The sequence below is a fragment of the Streptomyces sp. NBC_01314 genome, from assembly GCF_041435215.1.
GTDB lineage: Bacteria > Actinomycetota > Actinomycetes > Streptomycetales > Streptomycetaceae > Streptomyces.
The window spans coordinates 1,595,066-1,620,709 of record NZ_CP108394.1 but is presented as its reverse complement, the minus strand read 5'-3'; the positions used below and the strand labels follow the sequence as shown (position 1 = coordinate 1,620,709).

Here is a 25,644-nt window from a genome sequence, read left to right as displayed (position 1 = left end):
AGGTCGTGGGGTGGTCGTTCAGCCGGCCGGGGTGGCCCGGTCGGAGCCGAGCAGGCCGGTGAGGGTGCGGGCGGTGTCGGTGACGTGATCGGTGAGCAGCCCGAAGTGGCTGCCCGGCGTGGTGGTGCGGGTCGCGAGCCCCTCCCACAGCCGGGCCCATGCGCCGTCGGGTGCGGAGGGCACTTGCCGGGCCGCCTGGACGAGGTGGACCGGGGCGTCCGGGGCGACCGGTGTCCAGTGGTTGCCGAACAGGTCGAGGTACCAGCCCATGGCGGTGAGCCCGGTGTCGTCGCGGGACCAGAACTCGCCCTGTGCCTCGGCCCACTCCCGCAGGATGTCGGCCGCCGCCGCGGTGGTGAGGGAGCCCGGCGGCAGTGTGTCGATCAGGACGACGGCCTCGGCCCGGATTCCACGCGCCGCAAGGCGGTGGGCCGTGGCGTGCGCGACGAGGCCTCCGGTGGAGAACCCGACCAGCGTGAACGGCTCACCTCCGGCGCACTCCTCGACGGCGGTGGCCACGGCCTCGGCCACGGCGTCGGCGGTGTCGGGCAGCGGCTCGCCCTCCCGGTACCCGGGCAGCTGGACGGCCGCCACGTCGTACCGGGTCTCCAGGGCGACGGCCAGTCGCTGGTAGGTGAGGTCCGCCGCGGCGGGGATGAACGAGTCCACACAGATCAGCGCGGGTCGTCCGGCCCGCCGCAGCCAGGTCGTGGCTGGGGTGTGCTCGGGCAGCGGGGGGTGGGAGAACGCCGGCCGCAGACGCGCCGCCGCCGCCAGCAGGCCCACTCCCTCGCCGACCCGCCCCTGGGTGACGGCCTGGCGCAACAGCGTGCCGAGGGTGCCCTCCTGCCGTTCCCGGCGGTCGGCCTTCGGCGCCGTGGGGGTGGCGGGGTCACCGATGTCGGCCAGCCGTTCGCCCAGGTGGCCCGCGAGGGCGGCGGGGGTGGGGTGGTCGAAGACCGCGGTCGCCGGCAGGCTCAGCCCGGTCGCCGCGGCCAGCCTGTTGCTCATCTCCACGGACGTCACGGAGTCGAAGCCCAGGGACCTGAACCCGGTGTCGGCGGCGAGGGCCCCGGGGTCGGGGTGGCTGAGGACGGCACCGGCGTGATCGGTGACCAGCTCCAGCAGGACCCGCCGTCGTTCGGCCTCCGGCAGCCCCGCGACCTGCAGGGCCACGCCGGGCGCCGTCGTCGGCCGGGACGCCGGGGGCGCGGTCAGGTCCGACAGCAGGTGTACGAGGCCCTGGGTCCGCAGCGCGTCCAGGTGCAGCCGCGCGGGGACCAGCGACGCCAGGTGGCTGTCGGCGCCGGTACCGACGGCGGCGTCGAACCGGGCCAGCCCCTCCCCGGTGGGGATCGGCGCCAGCCCGGCGCCGAGGACCTGGTGGATGCCGTCCGCGCCGAGCCGCTCACCCATCGCGGAGCGTTCCCCCCACATCCCCCAGGCCAGCGCGGTCGCCGGCAGCCCGCCCGCGCGGCGGTGGGCGGCGAGGGCGTCGAGGAAGGTGTTGGCGGCGGCGTAGTTGCCCTGCCCGGCGAGCCCGAGGACGCCCACCGACGAGGAGTAGAGGACGAACGCGGCGAGGTCCAGATGCCGGGTGAGCCGGTGCAGATGCCATGCGGCGTCCGCCTTGGGCCGCAGCACGCCGGTCACCTGAGCGGCGGTCAGCTCCCGCACGGGCCCGGGATCCACGGTCCCGGCGGTGTGCACCACGGCGGTCAGCGGATGTTCCCCGGGGACGGTGTCGAGGAGCGCGGCGAGGGCGTCCGGGTCGGCGGTGTCGCACGCGGCGACGGTGACCTCGGCACCGAGTGCGGCAAGCTCGGCCCGGAGTTCGACGGCGCCGGGGGCGTCCGGACCCCGGCGGCTCACGAGCAGCAGATGCCGGGCCCGGTGTTCCGTGATCAGGTGCCGGGCGACGAGGGAACCGAGGGTTCCGGTTCCGCCGGTGACGAGGACGGTGCCCTCCGGGTCGAGGGGGCGGGGAACCGTGAGGACGATCTTGCCGGTGTGGGCCGCGTCGCGCATGAGCCGCAGCGCCCGGGGAGCCTGGCGGATGTCCAGGGCGGTGACGGGCAGCGGGGCGAGGGTGCCGTCGCGGAACAGTTCGGCGAGGTGGGTGAGGGTGCCGGAGACATGGTCGGGGTCGATGAGGAGTTCGTACGGCCGACGGCGCTCGTCGGGGTGGTCCGGGACGCCGTGCGCGGTTCTGCCCAGGTCGACGAGGCGACCGCCGGGGGCGAGCAACCGCAGGGAGGCGTCGGTGAGTTCGCCGCTGAGGCTGTGCAGGACGACGTCGACGCCACGGCCGTCGGTGGCGGCCCGGAACTTCCGCTCGAAGGCGGTGTCCCGTGAGGAGGCGATGCGGGAGTCGTCGAGGCCGAGGGCGCGCAGCGTGGCGTGCTTGCCGGGGTGCGCGGTGGCGTAGACGTCCGCGCCGAGGTGCCGGGCGATCCGGACGGCGGCCATCCCGACCCCTCCGGCGGCGGCGTGCACGAGCACGGTGTCGCCGGGGCCGAGACCGGCGACGTCGACCAGGCTCTGCCAGGCGGTGACGAAGGCTCCGGGCACGGTGGCGGCCTCGGCGAACGTCCAGCCCTCCGGGACCCGGACGAGCGTGCGGTGGTCGGCGACCGCGAGGGTGCCCATGGCCCCGCCCGGGACCAGACCGGTCACCCGGTCACCGGGACGGAGGTCGTCCACGCCCGGTCCGGACTCGACGACCACACCCGAGATCTCGGTGCCGATCCGCCCGGGTCCGGGATACATGCCCAGCGGGATGAGGACGTCGCGGAAGCTGACCCCGGCCGCCCGAACGGCGACCCGGACCTGTCCGGCGGCGAGGGGCGCCTCGGACTCGGGGCAGGGTGCGAGCAGGAGGTCGTCGAGGCTGCCCGTGGGGCTTTCGCGGAGGGTGAGGTGCCAGGCCCGCTGCCCGGCGGGGGGTGCGAGCGTGGCCGCGAGGTCGGTCTTGGCCAGGCGGGGCATCTTCAACCCGCCGCGCCGCAGGGCGAGTTGGGGCTCACCGTCGGCGAGCGCGGTCGCCACCGCCGCCGGGACGCTCCGCCAGGACTCGTCGTGGCCGTCGACGTCGAGGAGGACGAAGCGGCCCGGGTGCTCGGTCTGCGTCGTACGCAGCAGTCCCCACGCCGGTGACTGGGCGAGGCCGGGGACGTCCTCCCCGGCCTCGGTGGCCACCGCGCCATGGGTGAGCACCACCAGCGTGCGCTCGTGGGTCCGCTCGTCGGCCAGCCACTGCTGGACGGAGGCGAGAAGATCCCGGGTGGAGCCATGGACGTCGTCCGGGATGCCCGCGGCGAGGCCTCCGTCGTCGGGGCGCTCGGCACAGCCCGGGTGGGCGAGGATCGTCACCTTGTGGTCCGGTCCGGTCTCCAGCGCGTCGAGGGCCTCGCCGACGCCCCCGAAGACCGGCGAGTCCGCGTCGGCGAGCGCGAGACCGTGCCGCAGCCGGGTCGCGTTTCCCTCGGAGACGATCCAACGGACCTCCCGCCGCGGCGCGTCGGAGGCGGGCACGTGCTCACGCCAGTCCAGGTGGTACGGCCGTGGGCCGCGGCCGGTCGCGCCGGTGCCGACCGGCCTGAGCTCCAGCGAGTCCACGGTGGCTACGGGCCGGCCGGTGGCGTCGGCCAGCCGGAGCGAGTGGCGGCTGTGACCGGACGGTGCCGAGGCGTCCGTCGTGGTCGACAGGTGGCCGCGTACGGCGGTGACGCCACTGGTGTCGTGGAGGGTCAGGCCGCCGAGGGAGAAGAGCATCCTGGGCCGCCGCTCGTCCTCGGCGTCGGGCAGGGTCGCGACGAGGCTCGCCTGGAGACCCGCGTCGAGCAGGGTCGGGTGGAGGGCGTGTCCGGCACGCGTCTCGGGGGAGTCCGCGGGCAGCGCGGCCTCCACGTACACGTCGTCGCCACGCCGCCATGCCGCCGTGATCCGCCGGAAGGCGGGCCCCAGGGTGACGTCCTGCTCGGCGAGGTGTACGTGGAGCGCATCGAGGTCGACGGGCTCCGCGTCGGCCGGCGGCCAGGCCCGCAGGTCGGGCCAGTCGGGGCGGGAGCCGTCATCGGGGGCGAGGACGCCGGTGGCGTGGCGGGTCCACTCCGGTGCCTGGTCGTCGAGTCGGCCGCCGTCGAGAGGCTCGACACGGTCGGCGTGGTCGGCCGGGAGGCGGAAGTAGAAGTCCGCCGGGCGCCTGCCGTCGGCCGTGGGCGGTCCGACGCGCACCTGGATGTCGACGGCGGCGTGGGCGGGCAGCGGCAAGGGCGTGTGCAGGGAGAGTTCGTCGAGGCGGCCGTGTCCGAGTGCGCTCCCGGCGTGCAGGACGATCTCGGCGGTCGTGGCACCGGCGATCGTCGCCGCGCCGCGCACCACGTGGTCGCTCAGCCAGGGGTGGGTCTCGGCGGACAGGCTGCCGGTGAACACCCGGTCCGCCTGCCCGGCGATGTCGAGCCGCGCCGTGAGGAACGGGTGCGTCAGCTGGGTCAGGCCGCCCGCCCTGACCTGCTGCCGGGACGGCGGGGTGCGCAGCCAGTAACTCCGGTGCTGGAACGGATAGGTGGGCAGCTCCACACGATCGGCACGGGGAACGTGGGGCAGCAGCCTCGGCCAGTCGAGTCCGGCTCCCCGGACGTGGAGTCGCGTCAGCGCGGCGCCGAGGACACGCGCCTCGTCACGGCGCTTGCGAAGGGTGGGCGTCCACGCGATGTCGGGCGCCCCGGAACGGGTGTCCTCGGTGGGGCCGGTCTGCCCCTGCCCCAGCGCGGTCAGCACGGCGTCCGGTCCGATCTCCAGGAAGGTCGTCGTGCCCTGGTCCCGCAACCAGGCGACGGCGTCCGCGAAGCGTACGGAGCCCCTCGCGTGGCGGGCCCAGTAGTCGGGCGAGCAGGCCTCGTCCGAGGTCAGGGCGGTGCCGGTGAGGGTGGACACGACGGGGACGGAGGGCGGCCGGAGGTCGAGTTCCGCGGCCGCACGGACGAGTTCGACGAGCACGGCGTCGACGTGCGGTGAGTGGAAGGCATGGCTGACGCGCAGCCGGTTCACGCGGCGGCCTCGGTCGCGCCACTCCTCGGCGACGCTCAGGACGGTGTCGCGGTCGCCGGAGATCACGGTCGAGGACGGCGCGTTGACCGCGGCCACGGCGACCTGCCGCTCATGACCGGCCAGCGTGGCCAGGACCTCCTCCTCACCGGCTCCGATCGCGATCATGGCCCCTGTGTCGGGCAGCGACCGCATGAGCCGCCCGCGTGCGCCCACGAGCCGGGCCGCGTCCGCCAGGGACATGACCCCGGCGACATGAGCGGCGGCGATCTCACCGATGGAGTGACCGGCCACGAAGTCGGGGCGGGGCCCGAGGTGTTCGACGGTCCGGTACAGCGCGACTTCGAGGGCGAACAGGGCCGCCTGGGTGAAGTCCGTACGGTCGAGCAGGGTGGCCTCGTCGGTGGTCTCCGCCTCGGCGAACATCACCTCGCGCAGGGGGCGCGGCAGGTGCGGGTCGAGGTGGGCGCAGGCCTCGTCGAGCGCTTCGGCGAACACCGGGGAGTGGGCGTGCAGTTCGCGGCCCATGCCCGCCCACTGGGAGCCCTGGCCGGAGAACAGGAACGCGGTCCGGCCGGTCACCGCGCGCACGCCTCGGGTGAGGCCCGCCGCCGGCCGGTCGTCCGACAGGGCGTCGAGCCCGGCGAGCAGGGCGGCGCGGTCCGGGGCGGTGACGACCGCCCGGTGGTCGAGGTGCGCCCGGGTGGTGGCCAGCGCGTGGCCCACGGCGTCGAGATCGGCGTCCGGGGTGTCCGAGGCGAGCCTGGAGAGCCGCGCGGCCTGGGCACGCAGCCCGCCGGCCGAGGCGGCTGACAGCGGCCACACGATCCCGGGAAGGGTCATCGGGGGAGCCGAGGACGGCATCGGTTCTTCCGGCGCTGCGGACGGAACAGGCTCGCGCCGCCCCTCGCCCTGAGCTGCGGCGGGAACCGACTCTCCGTGCGCCCTGTCCGGAGCCGTCACCGCGGTCGCCCCGCCCGACGCCGCCGACCGACCTGGTGCCCGGCCCGGAGCCGCCTCCGTGACCGGCGCCCCCCGGACGTCATCCCGCCCGGTGGCCTCCTCCAGCACGAGGTGGGCGTTCGTGCCGGAGATCCCGAACGAGGACACTCCGGCGCGCCGGGGTCGCCCGGAGTCCGGCCAGGTGCGGTGGCCGGCCAGCAGCCGTACCGCTCCCCTGGACCAGTCGACCTTGGCGGACGGGACATCGGCGTGCAGAGTCCTCGGCAGCTCGCCGTGGCGCAGGGCCATGACCGTTTTGATGACGCCGGCGACACCGGCCGCCGCCTGGGTGTGGCCGATGTTGGACTTCAGCGAGCCGAGCCACAGGGGCCGGTCGGCGGGCCGGTCCCTGCCGTACGTGTTGATGAGGGCGTTCGCCTCGATGGGGTCGCCCAGCGCGGTGCCGGTGCCGTGCGCCTCCACCGCGTCGACGTCGGACGGGGTCACGCCCGCGTCGGCGAGCGCCTGGCGGATCACCTGTTCCTGAGCGGGGCCGTTCGGCGCGGTCAGGCCGTTGCTGGCGCCGTCCTGGTTGATCGCGCTGCCCCGGATCACGGCGAGCACCGGGTGACCGTTCGCCCGGGCGTCGGACAGCCGCTCCAGGAGCAGCAGGCCCACGCCCTCGGAGAAGCCGGTGCCGTCGGCGCCGTCGCCGAACGCCTTGCAGCGCCCGTCCACGGCGAGTCCCCGCTGCCTGCCGAACTCGACGAACACCTCCGGGGTGGCCATGACCGTCGCGCCGCCGGCGAGAGCGAGCGTGCATTCCCCGGAGCGCAGGGACCGTACGGCGAGATGCAGGGCGGTCAGGGACGAGGAGCAGGCGGTGTCCACGGTGACGGCCGGCCCGTTCAGGCCCAGCGTGTAGGCGATACGGCCGGACGCGACGCTGGTCAGACCGCCCTGGAGGCGGTATCCCGCGACACTCGGGGCCGGCTGGTCGACCGGGGGCAGATAGGCCTGGGCCGCGGTGCCGACGAAGACACCGGTCCGGCTGTTGCGCAGTGCTGCCGGGACGATACCGGCGCGTTCGACCGTCTCCCACGCGGTCTCCAGCAACAGGCGCTGCTGCGGGTCCATCGCCAGCGCCTCACGGTCGGAGATCCCGAAGAATCCGGCGTCGAAACCGGCCGCGTCCTCGACGAACCCGCCCTGCCAGGGGCGGCCGTCGTCCGGGTCGGTCATCCGGTCGAGGTCCCAGCCCCGGTCGCCGGGGAAGTCTCCGACCGCGTCCGTCCCGGTGGCCACCAGCCGCCACAGCTCCTCGGGCGACCGGACACCGCCGGGCAGCCGGCACGCCATGGCGACCACCGCGACGGGTTCCCGCCCGGCGGAGACCAGCTGGAGGTTCCTCCGCTTCAGCTGTTCGTTCGCCAGCAGGCTGCGGCGCAGCGCCTCGGCAAGGTCGGGTCGGGGCACGGTCGACTCCGTCGTGTCGTTCACCGAGGATTCGGTACGGGTGGGTCCGTTCTGCGGTCGGGGCGTCATTCGGCGTCCTCCGCGGAGAACGCCATCGCGACGAGTTCGTCGAGGCTCGCCGTCCTGATGTCCTCGATGTCCTTGATGCCGTCGTGGTGGTCGCCGGGGGCCGTCTCGATCCCCGCGATCTGCAGGAGGGTTTCGAGCAGACCGAGTTCGCGCAGGCGCGCGAGCGGGATGGCGGCGATGGCCTCCTGGATCCGGGTGTCCTCCGGCGCCCGGGCCCCGTCGTCACCGGCGTCGGGGAAGAGTTCTCCGTCGAGGTGGCCGGCCAGCGAGACCGGGGTCGGATGGTCGTAGGTGAGGGTCGCGGGCAGCTGGAGCCCGGTGGCGGTGGTCAGCCGGTTGCGGAGCTCCAGTGCCGTGAGCGAGTCGAAGCCGGACTCCCTGAACGGCTGGTCCGGTGCCAGGGGCGTGGCCGCGTCGAGGCCGAGGACGGCGGCCGCGTGTGTGCCGATGAGGGACTGCAGCCGCCGCAGCCTGGCGTCGGGCCCGAGATCGGCGAGGTCGGTCCGCAGATCGGGGGCCGGTGCGGACACGGTGGCCGCCCGGCGGGTCCCGGCCGCGGCGGTCAGCCGCTCCAGCAGGGGGTGCAGCGTGCCGTAGGCGCTGTTGCTGCGCAGTGTCTGCTGGTTGAGGGGGGTCGCGGTGACCGCCGCGTACGGCAGTTCCAGGGCGGCGTCGAGCAGGGCGTGGCCGTACTCGGCGGTGATGGGCGCGAGGCCGGTCCGCGCGATGCGGGTGTTGTCGGCGTCGGTGAGGGCGCCGGTGAGGCCGGTGACCGGCTGCCACCAGCCCCAGGCGACCGAGGTGGCGGCCAGGCCCTGGCGACGGCGGTGGCGGGCGAGGGCGTCGAGGAAGGTGTTGGCGGCCGCGTAGTTGCCCTGGCCCGGGTTGCCGAGGGTGCCGGCGGTCGAGGAGTACAGGACGAAGGCGGCCAGGTCGAGATGGCGGGTCCGCTCGTGCAGATGCCAGGCGGCGTCGACCTTCGGGGCGAACACCCGCTGCAGGTCGTCGGGGGTCAGGTTGGGCACGGTGCCGTCCGCGAGGACGCCCGCCGTGTGGAACACCCCGGTGAGCGGATGTTCGGACGGTATCGAGTCGAGGAGGCCGCGCAGCGCGTCCGGGTCGGCGGTGTCGCAGGCGGCGATCGTCACCTGTGCGCCGAGTCCGGTCAGTTCGGCGCTGAGCCGGTCGGCTTCGGCCGATTCCGGTCCGCTCCTGCTGGCCAGCAGCAGGTGGCGGGCGCCGTGCGCGGTGACGAGGTGCCGGGCGAGCAGTCCGCCGAGGGTGCCGGTGCCGCCGGTGATCAGGACGGTGCCGTCGGGGTCCAGGGGGCGGGGCAGGGTGAGCACGATCTTGCCGGTGTGGCGGGCGTCCCGCATCAGCCGGAAGGCGTCGGCGGCCTGCCCGATCCCGTAGGCCGTGACCGGCAGCGGCGTCAGCACTCCGCCGTCGAACAGGCGGCGCAGCTCGGCGAGGATCTCCTCGGTGCGTTCGGGGCTCGCGCTGTCGCGCCGGTCGAAGGCCCGGTAGGCGAGGTGCGGGTGGGTGGCGGCCAGCTGCCCGGCGTCCCGGATGTCGGTCTTGCCCAGCTCGATGAACCGGCCCCCGGCGGCCACGAGATCCAGTGACGCGTCGGTGAACGGGCCCGCCAGGGCGTTGAGCACGACGTCCACGCCGCGCCCGCCGGTGACCTCCCGGAAGCGTTCGGCGAAGTCGAGCGTGCGGGAGCCCGCGATGTGCTCCTCGGCATAGCCGAGGCCGCGCAGGGTGTCCCACTTGTCGGGGTGGGCGGTGGCGAGGGGCACCGCGCCCAGATGACGGGCGAGTTGGGTGGCTGCCTGGCCGACGCCACCGGCGGCGGCGTGGATCAGGACCGTCTCGCCGGGCCGGATCCCGGCGAGGTCCACGAGGGCGTGGTAGGCGGTGACGAAGGCCACGGGCACACCGGCGGCCTCGGCGAAGGACCAGTCGTCGGCGATCCGGGTCACCATGCGGTGGTCGGCCACGACGACCGGGCCGAAGGCCTTCTCCGTCAGGACGGCGACCCGGTCCCCCACGGCGAGGTCCACGCCCGGCCCGGCCTCGGTGACGACACCGGCGGCCTCGGCCCCGGAGTCGTGCTGGACGGCGATGAGACCGAGGGCGGCGGCGGTGTCGTAGAAGTTGACGCCGGCGGCCCGTACGTCGACGCGGACCTGGCCGGGCCGCAGCGGGGCGTCGGCCTCGGGGGCCGGGAGCAGGGCGAGGTCGTCGAGCCCGCCGCCGCCGGTGGTGTCCAGCCGCCACAGGGGCGTGTCGGCGGGCGGTGTCAGCAGCTCGGCCGTGGCGGTGCGCGCCAGATGGGGAATGTACGCCTGCCCGCCCCGGACGGCCGACTGCGGGTGACCGGCGGCCAGTACGGCCGACAGCGCGGCCGGGGTGTCGGGGTGGCGGTCGGTGTCGATCAGGACGATCCGGCCCGGGTTCTCGTTCTGGGCGCTGTGCAGCAGGCCCCACGCCGGGCCGTGGACCAGGCTCGGCAGGTCGTGGGTGCCGGTGGCGACGGCGCCCCGGGTGACGACCGCCAGCACGGTCCGGGTGAGCTTGTCGTGGGCGAGCCAGGTCTGGAGGAGGTCCAGGATCTCCTGGCACCGGGCGCGTACGGCGTCGGGCAGGTCCTTCGTGCCGGCCGGGTCCGGTGCGGGCAGCGTCCAGACGACGGTCTCGGGCGGCGTGGCCCCCGCGTCGACGGCCGCGGTCAGCGCGGACAGGCCGGCGTAGCGGGGCAAGTCGCCGAAGGCGGCGGCAAGTTCAGGGCCCGGGTCGAGCAGTGCCCACGTACCGGTGTCGCGGGCGCCGACCGGGTCGCCGGGCAGCGCGGTCCAGTCCAGGCGCAGCAGGTCGTGCTCGGGGCCGGTGCGCAGCAGGCGGCGCAGATGGTCACCGGCGGTGGCCCGCAGGGTGAGCGCCTCGACGGTCAGGACGGGGGCGCCCGTATCGTCGGTGGCGGCCACGGCGACGGTGTCGGGCTTGACGAGGCGCAGCTGGACGCGCAGCCGTGTCGTGGCGGTCCCGGTGTGGGTGATGCCGCCGAATGTGAAGGGCAGCCTCGGCCCGGTCCGTCCGTCCGCCGGGTCGGCCGCGGTGTCGGGTACGGCGACGGGGTGCAGCGCGGCGTCGAGCAGCGCCGGGTGCAGGACGTGGCCGGTGGCCGCCAGGCCCTCGGGCAGGTGGACCTCGGCGTAGAAGTGCTCGCCCCGGCGCCAGGCGGTGCGCAGGCCGCCGAAGGCCGGGCCGTAGTCGTAGCCGGCCGCGGCGAGACCGGCGCGCAGGGCGGCCAGGTCGACCGGGTCGGCGTCGGCGGGCGGCCAGGAGGAGGGGCCGGTCTCAGGGGGCGGCCCGGACGGTTCCTCGCTCAGCCGGCCTGTGGCGTGCAGGGTCCAGGCGGGCGGGTCGGTGTCGTCCGTACCGTGGGTGCGGGCGTGCAGGGTCAGCGGCCGGTGGCCGTGCTCGTCGGCCGGCCCGATCCGCAGCTGCAGGTCCAGGGCGTCCTGCTCGGTCAGCACCATCGGGGCGTGGAGGGTCAGTTCGGCGATGTGGGGGTTGCCCGCCAGACGGGCCGCGTGCAGCGCCATGTCGACGTAGGCGGTGCCGGGGACGAGGACGACTCCGGTGGCCGCGTGGTCGGCGAGCCAGGGCTGGGTGTCCAGGCCGACCCGGCCGGTCAGCAGCAGTCCCTCGCCGTCGGGGAGATCGATCACCGCGCCCAGCAGCGGGTGCTCGGAGGTGCGCTGCCCCGCCGTCGCCACGTCCGCGGGCGGCGCGGCGGTGAGCCAGTGGCGGCGGTGCTCGAAGGGATACGTGGGCAGGTCGACATGACCGGCCGTCGGGTGTTCGGAGTTTCGGTCCAGGGCGTGGCCGTGGCCGTGGGCGTGCAGACGTGCCCGGGCGGCGGCGAGGGTGCCGGTCTGGGGCTTGGCGCGGTGGAGGGTGCCGGTGACGAGCGCGGCGGTGTCGAGGGTCTCCTCGATCGGCGGCACGAGGACCGGGTGCGGGCTGCACTCCAGGAAGGTCCGGTGGCCCAGCCCGGCCAGCGACCGGAGGGTGTCGGTGAGGCGGACGGTGTCGCGGAGGTTGCTGTACCAGTACGCCGCGTCCAGTGAGCCGCCGTCGAGCGGGCCGTCCTGGAGGTGGCCGTCGACCGTGCTGTGGAAGGCGACGGTGCTGGGCCGGGGGGTGACGTCGGCGAGCCGTTCGAGGAGGCCGTCGCGGAGGGGGTCGATGTGCCGGGAGTGGCTGGCGTAGTCGACGTCGATGCGCCGGGCCCGTATGCCCTCGGCCTCGCAGTGGCGCAGCAGGTCGGTCACGGCGTCGGTGTCGCCGGCGACGACGGTGGAGGCGGGACTGTTCACGGCGGCGACGCCGATCCGGCCGTCGTACGCGGCGAGCAGTTCCCCGGCCCGGTCGGCGCTCAGACCGACGGTGGCCATGGCGCCGGTGCCGGACAGCTCCACCAGGGCCTGGGCTCGCAGGGCGACCAGCCGGGCGGCGTCGGGCAGGGTGAGGGCACCGGCGATGTGGGCGGCGGCGATCTCGCCCTGGGAGTGCCCCACGACGGCGTCCGGGACGACACCGAAGGACTGCCAGAGGCGGGCGAGCGAGGTCATCACCGCGAACAGCGCGGGCTGGACGACGTCGACCCGGTCGAGGGCGGGCGCGCCCGGCGCGCCGCGCAGCACGTCCACGACCGACCATCCCGTGTACGGCCGCAGCGCCTCGTCGGCGCGGTCGAGGGCCTGACGGTGGACGGGGTACGCGTCGTACAGCTCCATGCCCATGCCGGGCCACTGCGAGCCCTGGCCCGGGAAGACGAACACGACCTTCCCGGGGCCCGAGGCGGGTACCACGCCCTGGACCAGGCCGGGGTGGTCCCGCTGGTCGCCCAACGCGCCCAGAGCTTCGAGGAGTTCGTCGCGCGAGTGTCCCCGGGCGACGGCCCGGTGGGCGAACCTGCTGCGGCTGGTGGCCAGCGCGTGCGCCACGTCCACGGGGTCGAGGTCGGGCCGGTCGACGAGGTGGCGGCGCAGTCGGGCGGCCTGGGCCCGCAGCGCCGTCCCGGTCTTCGCCGAGACGGTCCACATCACCTCGGTCGACGGGTCGGCGCGGCGCTCGGAAGCGAGGTCGGCGAGGTCCGCGGAGTCGGGTGCCTGTTCCAGGATGAGATGGCTGTTGGTGCCCGAGACCCCGAAGGAGGACACGGCGGCGCGCCGGGGGCGGTGGTCGGCGTCCGGCCAGTCCTGCTGTTCGGTGAGCAGCCGGACGGCGCCGGAGGACCAGTTGATGTGGGGGGAGGGCGCGTCGATGTGGATGCTGCGGGGCAGTTGCCCGTGGCGGAAGGCCATCACCAGCTTGATCAGGCCCGCCACGCCCGCGGCGGCCTGCGTGTGGCCGATGTTGGACTTCACCGACCCCAGCAGCACCGGTCGTTCCTCGGGCCGCTCGCGTCCGTAGGTGGCCAGCAGCGCGTGGGCCTCGATGGGGTCGCCGAGGCGGGTTCCGGTGCCGTGGGCCTCGATCACGTCGATGTCCTGCGGCGTCAGCCCGGCGTTGGCCAGGGCGTGCCGGATCACCCGCTGCTGTGCGGAACCGCTGGGCGCGGACAGGCCGTTGGAGGCGCCGTCCTGGTTGACCGCGCTGCCCCGGATCACGGCCAGGACGGGGTGGCCGTTGGCCCTGGCGTCCGACAGGCGTTCCAGCACCACCATGCCGACGCCTTCGGCCAGGCCGATGCCGTCGGCGGACGCGGAGAAGGCCTTGCAGCGGCCGTCGGGGGAGAGGACCCGCTGCCGGGAGAAATCGACGAGCACACCGGGGCCGGACATCACGGTCGCCCCGCCGGCCAGCGCCAGTTCGCAGTCGTCGTCGCGCAGTGCCTGGCAGGCCTGGTGGATCGCCACGAGGGAGGAGGAGCAGGCGGTGTCGAGGGTGATCGCGGGCCCTTCGAGCCCCAGGGTGTACGCGACCCGGCCCGAGGCGACACTCAGCGCGGTGCCCATGAAGGCATGGCCGGCCACGTCGTCGGAGGCCTGGTGGAGGCGGGGGCCGTACTCCTGGGAGATCACCCCGGCGAAGACCCCGGTGCTCGTGCCGCGCAGGGTGTCGGGGTCGATACCGGCGTGCTCGATCGCCTCCCACGACACTTCGAGCAGCAGCCGCTGCTGCGGTTCCATCGCGGTCGCCTCACGCGGCGAGAGCCCGAAGAAGCCCGCGTCGAAGTCCGCGGCGTCGTACAGGAAGCCGCCGTTGCGGGAGGAGATCTTCCCCAGTTCCCCAGGGGTGGGGTCGTACAGGCCGTCCGTGTCCCAGCCCCGGTCGGAGGGGTGCTCGCCGATCACGTCGCGCCCGGCCGCCACCAGGTCCCACAGGGATTCCGCGTCGGTCACCCCGCCCGGGTAGCGGCACCCGATGCCGACGATCGCGATCGGTTCGTCCGACGGGCCGCGACGGGTGCGGCGGGTTCGCGCGTCGGCCACTGCGGTCGCCGGGTCCTCGGACGCGAGGCCGAGTTCGTGCCGCAGGTGCTCGGCGAGCGCCGCCGGTGAGGGGTGGTCGAAGACGAGGGTGGTCGGCAGGTCGAGGCCGGTGGCCGCCGCGAGGGCGGCGGTCAGCTCGACCACGCCGAGCGAGGTGAATCCGATCTCCAGGAAGGTCTGGGTGCCCGCGGCGAAGCCGTGCCCCAGCACCCTGCCGGTCTCCGTGGCGATCAGGTCGACGAGTGTCTCGCGCTGTCTGTCCGGCGAGGCGTCCCGGAGGGCGGTGGTGTCGAGCAGACCGGCGGGCTCGGTGCCCGGAGTCCGCCGCTGCCGGCCCTCGTCCGCCTCCGTCGTCGGCTCCGCGTCCGTGTGCGTCACCGTCACCCGGGGCCGACTGACGACCCGTTCGTACGCCGTCTCCCAGCTGACCGGCACCCCGTTGACGAACGCGTGGGTGAGCGCCTGCAGGAAGCTTTTCCTGTCGCTCTTGCGGTGGTCCAGTGTGGGGATGACCGCGCCGGTGACGCCCGCTGCCCGAAGGGTCTCGCCGATGACCGTGGTGAGCGTGGGATGGGCGCTCACCTCGATGAAGAGCCGGTGGCCGTCGTCGATGAGCGCGCGTACGGCCTGCTCGAACAGGACGGTGCCGCGCATCGACCGGTACCAGTGGTCGCCGGTCAGGCTTGTGCCGTCGAGCCGCGTACCCGTGGCGGTGGAGTAGAACGAGGCGCGCGACGGGCCGGACGACGCGTGCGGTGCCTCCTCGGCCATCAGCTCCCGTAACCCGTCCACCTGGGGCGAGTGGCCGGCGACGTCGATGCCGGGCACCTTCCAGGCCCAGATCCCCTGCTCGGTGAGCTCCGCGAGGAGCTCCTCCAGGGCGTCGATGTCACCGCTGACCGTCACGTTCCGGGCGCTGTTGACGGCCGCGACACCGAGCCGGCCGCTCCACCGCTCGATCAGCGGGCCGATCCTGTCGACGGGCGCGGCGATCGACGCCATGGCCCCCCGGCCCTCGATACGGGTCAGGGCCGTGCCGTACAGCACGAGCAGCCGGGCGGCGTCCTCGGAGTCCAGCGCTCCGCAGGCGTGGGCGGCGGCGATCTCGCCGACGGAGTGTCCGACGACCGCCGCCTCCTTGAGCCCGTGGGCGCGCCAGGAGTCCGCGAGGGCCGAGGACAGGGCGAACTGGACCGGCTGGATGGTGCCGAGCCGGGTGAGTTCCTCTCCGGAGGCGAGCGCGGCGGCCGGGTCCCAGCCGTCCAGACGGACGGACAGCGCCCTTCCGTAGCTCTCGACACGGTCCCTGAACTCGGGCGAGGAGGAGAGCAGTTCCGTCGCCATGCCGGGTTGGACGGCGCCCTGGCCGGGGAAGACGAGGACCGGTCGCCGGGCCGTGCCCGCGGTTCCGGTGAGGACGCCCCGGGTGGGGCGGCCCTGGGCCAGAGCGGTGAGTCCGCGCAGGAGTCCGTCCCGGTCCGTCGCGAGGACCGCGCCGCGGTGGTCGGCGTGAGCCGTCGTCAGCAGACGGTGTCCCAGGTCCGGCAGCGCCTCGTCCGGGGTCGCCTCGACCCTCTCGCGGAGCCGGTCGGCCTCGGCCGCGAGCGCTTGAGGGGAATCCCCCGAGACAACCAGGGGTGGGTTCTGCAGTTCCATGGTCAGCCTTCGCTACTTGGCAACGGACTTGCGCCAGCCCAGGTGGGCGGCCGGGTGGACCAGCACACGGGCCGGCTGCTCGCTGCGGAGCAGGACCTTCGCGAGCCGCCGCCGGATCTCCTGGTCGTCGACGGAGTCGTCCGCGCAGTAGACGTCGAGGGTGAAGACGACCTCACCCGCGTCGTTCTCGTGGGTCCACGCCTGTGCTCCCCGTACGCCGGGGAGCGTCTCGGCTATCTCGCAGACCGACCGCAGCGAGACCTTCTCGCCGCGGCTGATGACATAACTCGGCCGTCGGCCGCGGAAGAAGAGATAGCCCTCGTCGTCCATCTCGAAGAGGTCGCCGGTGCCGATCGCGGTCCTCACGGGGCCCGGTGAGCCGATCGGGGTCCCGGTGTCACCGGTCGTCGGCCCGCCGCCGTCGGGCTGTGTGCTCGGCTCCCGACGCCCGACTCTGCGGAGCATCGCCGTGTCGGTTTCGACGACCAGCTCGCCGACCCGGTCCTCCGGGCTCTCCGTGCGCAGGCGGACCTCCACACCGGGAAGCGGGAGCCCCACCGAGGTGTGGCGCCGGGGCGGCTCCAGGTGGGCGGCCAGCGTGGACACGCGGGGACCCGCCTCGGTGAGGCCGTAGGTGAGGTAGAGCTCCAGGTTGGGGTTGTGCGCCAGCAGGTCCGCCACGGACGAGGCACCGAACGCGTCACCACCGACGGTGAGCCGACGTAAGGGTGCCGGAAGCGGGCGGCCCGTCCGGCGCCATGTCTCGACCAGCGCCGGCGTCAGCGAGGACACTGTGACCTCGTACTCCTCGATGGTCCGCCGGTAGCTCACCGGGGTGAACGGCGGGCCCGCGATCACCGCTCTGCCCCCGGAGACGAGGGTCCCGAGCAACTGGGCGACGAACGCGTACGAGTAGTGCGTGGGGAGGTTGATCAGGACGGTGTCGTCGGCGGTCTGCCCGATCGACCCCACGTGGCGGGCCGCGTTGCGGAGCAGCGAGTCCACGTGGTGCAGACAGCCGCTGAACACACCCGAGGTGCCGGAGGTGAGGAGGATGATCTCGCCGGGGTGGTGGGAGTGGCTGTCCGCGCCGGGCAGCGTCGCGAACTGGGCGATCCCGCCGATGAGGTGCGGGGCTTCGCCGTTCAGCAGCTCGGCCGGGATGCGCGGTGCCACGATGGCGTCCGCTCCGAGGGCCCTGGCCATCCGTTCGATCCTGGACGGCGGAGCCGACGGCGGCAGGAGCGCCGGAACCGCGCCGTGGGCCAGCAGGGCCAGCACCACGGCGGTGAACGCCCCGCCGTTCGGCATCGCCACCATGACGGTCCGTCCGGGCTCGACGCCGAGCGCGCGCAGTTCGTCCACCACGAAGTCGAGCGTCGGGAGCCGCGCCTCGGGCCGGTCGGCCTGGACGAGGTGGTGGAGGAAGTGCTGTACGGCGCTCGCCTCGAGGGTGCCAACGGTCTTCACATCAGTCCTGCCGTCGCGTCCGGGGTGAGGAGCGTGCTGGTGACGCGGTGACCCGACGCGTCGGCCCGGTGGGCCGTCACGATCACATGGGTCGCGGAGCCCTGGCGCAGCCAGGCCCGGGCCACGGCCATCGCGGGTGGCAGGCCCTTGTCCGGGGGCATCGACAGGGTCATGGTGGGTCCGCTGAATCCGAGAAGCTGGGAGGGGAGGCTGCAGATCGAGCCCGGATTGGCCCCGGAGAAGCGCAGCGGCGAGATACGGCCTGCCGGAATCGCCTCGGCCAGTTGCCGCATGGTGTGTGTGGTGCACTGATCGCTCACGGCGATGTGTCCCACGGCCTCCTTCACCGACGCGTCCGACGGTGTGAAGTCCCCGCCGCAGGCGCCGAGCGCCTGCTCCACGGCGTCGAGGACGAGCCAGGAGAGGGGGTCCGCGTAGAGGGATGCCTTCCGCTTCGGCGCGGCGGACAGGTCGGCTGCGACGGCGACACCTTCGCCGACGGCTTTCATGCCGTACGTGTGCGGGTCGGCGAGTGCGTTCATGGCGTCGCGCTCCCCGGCCCCTGCAGGACGAGGCAGGTGTTGAAGCCGCCGAAGCCGAGCGTCACGCTGATTCCGTACCCCTGGTCGATCTTCATGGGCTGTCTGGCCGGAACCGGTAGCCCGAGCTGCGGGATCGGTTCCCGGAGGCCGTGGACGGGGGGTGCCATCGACGTGGCGAGGGCCTGGAGCACGGCGACCGCCTCAATGGCGCCGGTCGCGCCGAGGGTGTGCCCGAACGCCCCCTTGGTCGCGAACACGACCGGTGGACTGGGTACTTCGGCGAACAGGCGGGCGTAGGCCCGGGCTTCCACGTCGTCGTTCACCGGTGTTCCGGAGCCGTGTGCGTTGACGACGGAGACGTCCGCCGGGGTGATGTGGGCTGTACGCAGGGCGCGTTCGACGGCGAGGACGACGTTCGCGCCGGACGGGTCGGGGGCGACGGCGCTGGCCGCGTCGTTCGACGATGCCGCGCCGGCGAGGACTCCGCGCGGGCGGGCGCCCCGGGCACGCGCCCGCGCCGCGGGCTCGAGGACCAGGAAGGCCGCGCCCTCACCGAGAACCGTGCCGTTGTGCCGCGTGTCGAAGGCGCGCAGCCCGTCGGGGGACATGGTGCCCAGACGTGAATGCCCCAGCCGCTTGCCGAGGGTGAGCACATCCGCCCCACCGCACACGCACAACTCCGCGGCGCCTTCCTGGAGAAGGGCGAGACCGGTCAGGATCGCGTCGGATCCCGCGGAGCAGGCGGTGGTGACCGTCACGGGTTCCGCCGTCAGTCCGGCGTCTCCCGCTGCCGCTGCCGACCACTGGGAGAGGGAAGCGGTTTCCGCCTGGTCGAGGTGAGCGCCGTAACTGGTCCCGAGGACCGGCACGAGCGCCGGGTCGTCCGGCTCGATCCCCGCGTCCGCCAACGCCCTGGACAGCGTGGTGCGCGTCAGTTCGTGCTGGCGGTGCGACGCGGGGGAGTCCAGCGGAACGCCGGGCACGACGGCCGCGTCGGCGTTACGCAGCGGCAATGGGGAGACGACGTCGGTGATTCCGGAGGCATCGTCGAGAAGTAATTCCCATACGGGGTCCAGCGCCGACCCCAGGGCTGTGGTCCACGCCATTCCCGTGACCCAGATCCGGGAATCGGGGTTCACCACAGTTGCTCACCCAGGTCGGTGACCTTGGTGCGTACCAAGCTGCCCCGGGTCATGGCGACCGGTTTGCCGGAAACCTCCGCCCGGCAGGCGAAAGTGAGGAAATTCCCACGAAGGCTCTCACAGGTCGTGTTGAAGACGATTTGGTCACCGGGAACGACGACATGGGTGAATCTGGCTTTGACCGACCCGATCAGGGTGATTTCGTCGTCGGCCAGCGGCGAGGTGGACAGCTGGGCCAGAATGATCGCCGACTGGGCGATCGCCTGCATCATATGGCTGGCCGGAAAGATGGCGCGTTCGGGGAAGTGGCCGGAGATGGCGTCCGTCTGGCCGGAGACGGCCATGAGGCTCTTTACGTATTCGCCGGGTTCGTAGTCCAGAATTCGGTCGAGGTACACCATCGGGTGGCGGTGCCGCAGCCAGCTCTTGAGTTCCGTGAACCCCATGGTCCTCGGCTGGCGCTCCTTGACGTCGGTCATCTCGGTCATCGGCTGCCGGCTCCGTCCGGGACCGGCGCGCCGAGGCGTTTCACCAGCAGTGTCAGGTCCCGCACCGTGGAGAAGTTCTCCGGTACGAAGTCCTCGTCCGGGATCGTTATGTCGAAGGCATATTCGCACTGGGCGCGGAGTTCGGTGAATCCGAGCGAGTCGAGACCGAGGACGTCCCGAAGGCCGTCGTCGAGGCCGATCTCGGCTTGTGGAACACTCACGAACAGATCGTCGACCAGGATTCTCTTGACGGTTGCCTCAATACTCACGAGTAGTCTCCAGGATTGCCGACCGGGGCGGGCTGGGAAACGGCGTGGCCGACGCCCGCACTCCACCGGTAAAAGCCGGGCTCAGGTCGCTCGTGACGGCATGAATGAAAGAACATGCGAGCGATCGGAAAACTGACCTCTCCGGTGAGAACGGTGCGACCTTACAAGCTTCAAGTAGCGGGCGGCGACTACGGAAACCCTTAGTCCCTGTCGGCAAAACAGCCCAAATCGGACCGTCGCTCCGCGTCGGGCCGGGCGGCTTTCGGGTTCCTGAAAAAATGCGGATTTGCTACCGGTGGGTTTATGAAAGTCGCCGCGAGCAGTCCGCCGGCGCGCCGCCGACCCGTTCCGTCATGGCTTTCCTGCGCGTCCTCGGCGCGCCGAGGACGCGCAGGAAAGCCACGCAGCACACGCGCCACAGTGGCATACCAATCGGTACGTGTCGCGGTGCACAGTGACACCCTTGACCAAGTGCCGCTCCAACAAGGCAAACTGATCCGGCATCACCCGTCGGGCGGCACCACGGCCTCGCTCGACGCTGTTCCCGGCCGCCCTGCGACGGCCCTCCGGGCAGGAGAGACACAGCCATTTCACCCCCCTAGCGACACACCAGCGTCGGCACGGTTCCGTCCGCCCTGCCCGAAAGCGTTTGTCACCGGAGCCCCCGCGGCCCAGGTGCCGCAGACCCGGACCTCCGACGGGCCCACGGCTGCGACACCGCGGTACTGCGCGGCGGACACCCCCCCCGTACCACCAGGAGACCTCGCATGACTGCGCCGCCCCCACGGCGGTCAGACGGCTTTCCCCCACTCCTACCCCACCCCCCACTCTCATCCCCACCCCACCCTCGTCCGACGGACGCGAACGGGGATCACAGAACGACGTTCGGACGGGCCGACAGCCCGGCGTACCACCGGTCTCCCCACCCGGCCCCGATTCCCCACACGACGGAAGAGACGAGGACACCCCCGTACCGGGCGGTCCACCGGCGCCGGCCGAACGCGGCGCACCCGGGTCTCTTCCGGCCACCCCCCGAAAGAGGTACTGCCTTGTCCACCCTGCCCAAGGTCACGACCCTGGACCTGGACCCAGCGCCCCCCACGGCGAAACCCGGGGACCTGCCGGCACCCGACATCCCCTCGGCCCTCGCCGCGACACTGGGCATCGTCCATCTCGACGTCGAACTCCGGGTCGTGGAGGCCAACGACACGTTCTGCGAGCAGTTCGGGCTCATGCCCTCCGAGGTGCGGGGGGTGCCCCTGTCGCGGTTCTTCCACCCGACGGCCGGGGCGAGCCTCCAGGAACACTTCTCCCAGCTCGTCACGGGGCGGCACGGTGACTTCAGCATCCCCACGACGCTCGTGGACGGGAACCTCAGGGACAGGGACTGCCTGGTCACGGGCATCGCGCTGAACAGCGTCCTGCATGTGTACTGCACCGAGTGCGCCGCGGTCGCGCTCATCGTCCCGGACACCGTCCACAGCCCCCCGCTCGCGCTGGCCGCGGCGCCCGCGGCGCTCACCGAGGTGCCCGGCCGCGTTCTGGAAGGGGTGGCCGCCGGGTTATCCACCCAGCAGCTGGCCTCTCGGCTCGGCCTCAGCAGCCACGGTGTCGAGTACCACATCAGCGCGATGCTGAAGAAGCTGAAGGCACCCAACCGCTCCGCGCTCGTCGCCCGCGCCTACGCGCTGGACATCCTCGTCCCGCACTGCTGGCCGCCCCGGGTCAGGCCCCAGTACATGGCACGGTTCCAGGTCGGGACGTCCGCCTACGCGGCAGCGGCCCCCGTGTCGGTGGAGCGCACCCGGGTGCGCGTTCCCCGCCGGTCCGACGACCTCACCGAGGCGCGACGGCCCGCACCCGTGCTCGCCGACGGCGACAGCCACCCGGAACAGGAACGCGCATGAGCCGGACACATCCCCGAGCCACCTCCCGCCACCGCCGTACGGGGCCTCGCGCCGCCGCCGTCGCGGCAGGGGCCCACGGCGAGCGCCGAACGAACGGAGCCGGTCATGGACACTGACACCCACCGGGCGGACATCGACGTGGTGGCGGCCGGGGCCGAGGCCGTGAGCCGCAACGCCGACATCATCAGCGAACGGGAGCAGGCGGCGTTACGTGCCGCGACCGTGCTGGTCGCGGGGTGCGGCGGCGGTGGCGGGGTGGTCGAGCCACTGACCCGGCTCGGCGTGCTGCGCTTCCGCCTCGCCGACCCCGACCGCTTCGACGTCTCGAACCTGAACCGGCAGGCCTGCGCACAGGCCGATGTGGGCCGCTCCAAGCCCGAGGCGATCGCCGACCGCGTGCGCGCCCTCAACCCGTCGGCCGACGTGACCGTCTATCCCCAGGGGCTGACCCTGGAGAACCTCGACGAGGCGCTCGACGGCGCCCACATCGTCTTCGACGGAATCGACCCGACGATGTCGGCCTGGGTCAAGTACCAGCTGCACGAGCGGGCGGCCCGGCGCGGCATCCCCGTCCTGGCGGGCATGGACTTCGGCGGGAAGCCGACCCTGTACGTCTTCGACTACCGGCGCAATCCGGTGCCGTTCTACGGCAGGGCGAGCGCCGAGGCGCACCGCGAGAACCGCCTCTGGGAATCGATGCGGTGGACCGGCAGAACCCATGTCCCCAGCGACTTTCTGCCCATCCAGGCCGACCGGTTCGCCAACGGGGGCACCTGGCCGCAGATCGGCTACTGCGTCCTCGGTCTCGCCACACTGACCACCAGGACGGTCGTGGACCTGCTGATGAACCGCAGAACGCGGCACGTCGTCACCATGGACGTGCACGCCGCGGTCATGTCCCGCCCGGCCGCCCTGATGCACCGGGCGCGGATGCCGGTGGAGCTCGTCAAGACCCGTCGGGCGCTACGCGCCGCGGCCCGGCGCGGTCCGCGCCCGCGGGAGGCCGCGCCGCAGCCGCCGCGCCCGCTGCCCGAGCGGCTCGCCACGGTGCTCGGCGGCGCCCGGCTCGCCCCTTCCGCCTACAACGCACAGCCGTGGCGGTTCGAGCTGCTCGACGACCGCACGGTCCGGCTGGCACCCGACCCGGAGCGCTGGCCCGCCGCCGACCGGCACCCGCTGGGCTGGGCGGAGAGCCTCGGCTGTGCGCTGGGTTCCATGACCTACCTGGCGCACGGTGAGTGGGAAACCCGGCCGGCCGACCAGGGCGGCGCGCTCGAATCCGTCGGCCGGTTCCACTGCGACCGCCTCCGTGACGACATCCTTCCCCGGCAGGGAGCGCTCGGCCTGCGTGCCACCCATCGCGAGGACCTGCTGCGCACCCCTCTCGACCAGGCCACGGCGAAGCGGATCGAGCTGCTGTGCGCCGAGCGGAACCTCACCCTGGACACGGTCACCGGGCCCACCGCCCTCGCCCGGCTCGCCCGGACGGAGCTCGACTCGGCCATGGCCGCCGATCCGGCGCGGGACGTCGAACTCCGGGCCTGGCTGCGCGAACGGGCGCGGACGGGGAGCGGCCGCCGTTCCTTCGGGGGCCCGAGCGACCTGCTCGACCGCTCGGGTGCGACCGGGGCTCTCGCCCGCGCCCTTCACAGCGACGCGGTACCGCACGTGTTGGCCCGTCCGCTGGGCTCGGCGGCGGCGAGCGGACAGGCACGGAGGCTGCGCAACTGCGGAGCCGTGCTCGTCCTGCGCGGTCCGCGCAGGACCGTCGCCGACCGCCTGGAAGCGGGAGCCACGCTGATGCACATCTGGCTCACCCTGACCGAGGCCGGATACGCGGCCCAGCCGCTGCGGGGCGAGCTCGGCCGCCCATCGGCCGGACTCGGCTCCGACGGGGACAACGAGATTCTGGCGGTCCTGCGCACTGGACGGGCCACGACCACACCGCTGCACCAGGTCACGCGCTGTCCGGTCGAGGCCTCCGTGCGGTGGGCCGAGTAGCCCGATGCCCGTCGGGCCCCAGCCGGGACACGGTGGGGACCCGGGCCGCCCACTGGCGGCCCGGGGCCCCGCCGCCGCTCGCGCCGCTGCCCTGACCCGTTGACCGACGGCCGGCCCCGCCCTACCGGGAGCCGCGCATCAGCCCACCTGAGAGTCGCAGCGCATCAGCCGCGCCACCCACGCCTTCGCCTTGTTCGGTCGCTGCGACTCGCGTACCCACCCCCTCATGCCGGCCCGCAGGGCAGGACGGGCAGCGCGGCCAGACGCCGGTGCAGGTAACCGCCGCCCCACGCCAGTTCGTTCAGCGGAACCGCCGGCTTCAGCCGGCGCCAGCGGCCGAGGATGCCGGTCAGGGCCACCGTGAGTTCCAGGCGGGCCAGCGCCGATCCGGGACAGTAGTGCGGACCCAGACCGAAGGTCAGGTGGCGGCCCGCGGTACTGCGGCCCGGGTCCAGGGTTCCGGGGTCGGCGTGGCATCGCGGGTCGTGATTGGCCGCCGCCACGGAGAGCAGGACACCGCTGCCCGCCGGAATGACCGTGTCCCCGAACCGGACGTCCTCCAGCGCCACCCTCTTGGTGCTGAAAGGGCCCGGGGTGTCCCAGCGCAGCAACTCGTCCACCGCGCGCGGAATGCGCCACGGCTCGTCCCGCAGGGAGTCCTGCACGTCGTGGTGGCCCAGCAGCGCCACCACGCTCATGCCGATCGCCTGCACCGTGCTGTCGAAGCCGGCCAGCAGCAGCATCGCCAGGAGGGAGGCGACCTCGTCCTCGGTCGCACCGCCCTGTTCGTGCCATGCCGCGAGGACGCGGGAGACGACGTCGTCCCCCGGCGCGGTGGCGCGGCGGGCCATCTCGCCGCGGACGAAGGCGTCGATACGGGCCACGCTCTCCTCGACGGCGCCGGCGGTACAGCCCGCCTTGTCCGCGAGGCGCGCCACCGGTTCGTACAGTGCGGCCCGCTCCTCCTCCCGCACCTCGAAGACCTCGCACAGCGACCGGAAGGCGAACGGGCGCGCGAAGGCGTCCATCAGCTCCACCGGTCCCTGCCCGCGGGCCGCGTCGGCCGCGTCGAGGAGTTCACCGGCGGCCTGTTCGATGCGTTCCCGGTGGGCGGCCATGCGTGCCGGGGTGAGGGCAGGCGTCGCCAGGCGGCGGATCCGCGTGTGGTCGGGCGGGTCGTAGTTGACCAGCGTCACGTCCAGGGCGCGCCGGCGCACGCCGGGGTCGGGTACGCGGCCGCCGCTCAAGGAGAGGCGGGGGTCCAGGAATCCGGCCCGTACGTCCTCGGCGCGGGTCACCAGCCACGCCGGCCGTCCGGCGGGCGTCCTGATCCGGGCCACGGGACAGGTCTCCCGGATCTCGGCCAGCGTCTTGTCCGGCCGGGCCAGGAACTCGGCCCCGAGGGGCTCCGGCAGCCGCTGCTGTCCTGCCGGTGCGGCCGTGACGGCGGGCTCGGTGTCCATACGGAGGCGTCCTCTCGCGGTCGCGGGGTGTGCGGCGGTCACCGTAGGAACGGCCGGTTGCCCGCCGGTTCGCGCCCGGTGCGATTCCGGTATGCCTCCGCGCCCCGCCGTACCACCCGGAGCACCGCACGACGGCCTCGCCCGTGCCGCGGTCCCGGTACGGCACCGCGGGCGGCGCCGGCGCGCCCACCAGGAGGATTCACCGCGGGCCAACCGGCGGTGAACCGGTGCCGAACCCCCTGCTCCTAGCTTCCTGCCGGTCGGCGCAGTGCTGCCGTCCGTCGTCCCGAACGCCCGTCGTATGGAGGACCATCATGGCCGAGAACGTCGAGCCCAACGAGGAGACCACCGAGACCCCCGCGGAGGAGACTCCCGAGGTCGTCGCGCACGCCGCGTCGAACCCGGCCTGGTGCGGTGTGCACCAGGAGTCGGTCGACGAGCCCGAGGTGGTCGCGCACGCAGCGTCCAACGTCGCCTGGTGCGGGATACACCAGGAGTCCGTCGACGAGCCCGAGGTGATCGCGCACTCCGAGGAGGGCGAGGACACCCCGTGGTGCGGCGTCCACCAGGAGCAGAGCGCCTGATCGGGTCATCACCGGGCCGGTCCTTGTCGGCCGCGGTGGCGCACGACGCCACCGCGGCCGGGCCGCGCCCCCGTCCA

General features: G+C 73.6%; 11 protein-coding genes. 3 read left to right on the top strand and 8 right to left on the bottom strand.

What is annotated here, in order from left to right; genetic code table 11:
* Positions 1–18 precede the first annotated feature (18 nt).
* Genes OG622_RS07150 through OG622_RS07120 form a run of 7 tightly spaced genes read right to left on the bottom strand, consistent with a single transcriptional unit; the run spans position 19 to position 19,612 of the window.
* A complete protein-coding gene (locus tag OG622_RS07150) occupies positions 19–7,491 on the bottom strand; it encodes an SDR family NAD(P)-dependent oxidoreductase (protein ID WP_371574167.1) in 7,473 nt (2,490 codons plus the stop codon).
* 41 nt (positions 7,492–7,532) lie between these two features.
* Complete coding sequence (locus OG622_RS07145) at positions 7,533–15,701, bottom strand: SDR family NAD(P)-dependent oxidoreductase (RefSeq protein ID WP_371574166.1); 8,169 nt, start codon at positions 15,699–15,701, stop codon at positions 7,533–7,535.
* 12 nt (positions 15,702–15,713) lie between these two features.
* Positions 15,714–17,171: a class I adenylate-forming enzyme family protein gene (locus tag OG622_RS07140; RefSeq protein ID WP_371574165.1), complete on the bottom strand. Its 1,458-nt coding sequence runs from the start codon at positions 17,169–17,171 to the stop codon at positions 15,714–15,716.
* Positions 17,168–17,713 carry a coronafacic acid synthetase gene (locus OG622_RS07135; RefSeq protein ID WP_371574164.1) on the bottom strand — a complete coding sequence of 182 codons (546 nt, stop codon included), beginning with the start codon at positions 17,711–17,713 and terminating at the stop codon, positions 17,168–17,170. The genes OG622_RS07140 and OG622_RS07135 overlap by 4 nt, the downstream gene beginning before the upstream one ends.
* Complete coding sequence (locus OG622_RS07130; protein WP_371574163.1) at positions 17,710–18,819, bottom strand: beta-ketoacyl synthase N-terminal-like domain-containing protein; 1,110 nt, start codon at positions 18,817–18,819, stop codon at positions 17,710–17,712. The genes OG622_RS07135 and OG622_RS07130 overlap by 4 nt, the downstream gene beginning before the upstream one ends.
* A gap of 29 nt (positions 18,820–18,848) precedes the next feature.
* Entirely contained in the window at positions 18,849–19,343 is a 495-nt protein-coding gene (locus OG622_RS07125; protein WP_371574162.1) for a 3-hydroxyacyl-ACP dehydratase FabZ family protein, read from the bottom strand.
* Complete coding sequence (locus tag OG622_RS07120) at positions 19,340–19,612, bottom strand: acyl carrier protein (protein WP_371574161.1); 273 nt, start codon at positions 19,610–19,612, stop codon at positions 19,340–19,342. The genes OG622_RS07125 and OG622_RS07120 overlap by 4 nt, the downstream gene beginning before the upstream one ends.
* Positions 19,613–20,661: 1,049 nt before the next feature.
* Here OG622_RS07120 and OG622_RS07115 point away from each other — a divergent pair.
* Together OG622_RS07115 and OG622_RS07110 are read left to right on the top strand one after the other, a co-directional pair.
* On the top strand, positions 20,662–21,519 hold the full coding sequence (locus OG622_RS07115; protein ID WP_371574160.1) for a LuxR C-terminal-related transcriptional regulator: 858 nt from the start codon (positions 20,662–20,664) through the stop codon (positions 21,517–21,519).
* A 105-nt stretch (positions 21,520–21,624) separates the two neighbouring features.
* Positions 21,625–23,520, top strand: coding sequence for a ThiF family adenylyltransferase (locus tag OG622_RS07110; protein ID WP_371574159.1), 1,896 nt, complete (start codon positions 21,625–21,627; stop codon positions 23,518–23,520).
* A gap of 224 nt (positions 23,521–23,744) precedes the next feature.
* Here OG622_RS07110 and OG622_RS07105 read toward each other — a convergent pair whose 3' ends face one another.
* On the bottom strand, positions 23,745–24,983 hold the full coding sequence (locus OG622_RS07105; RefSeq protein ID WP_371574158.1) for a cytochrome P450: 1,239 nt from the start codon (positions 24,981–24,983) through the stop codon (positions 23,745–23,747).
* A 314-nt stretch (positions 24,984–25,297) separates the two neighbouring features.
* Between OG622_RS07105 and OG622_RS07100 the strand changes: the two genes are divergently transcribed.
* Complete coding sequence (locus OG622_RS07100; RefSeq protein ID WP_371574157.1) at positions 25,298–25,567, top strand: hypothetical protein; 270 nt, start codon at positions 25,298–25,300, stop codon at positions 25,565–25,567.
* Positions 25,568–25,644 lie beyond the last annotated feature (77 nt).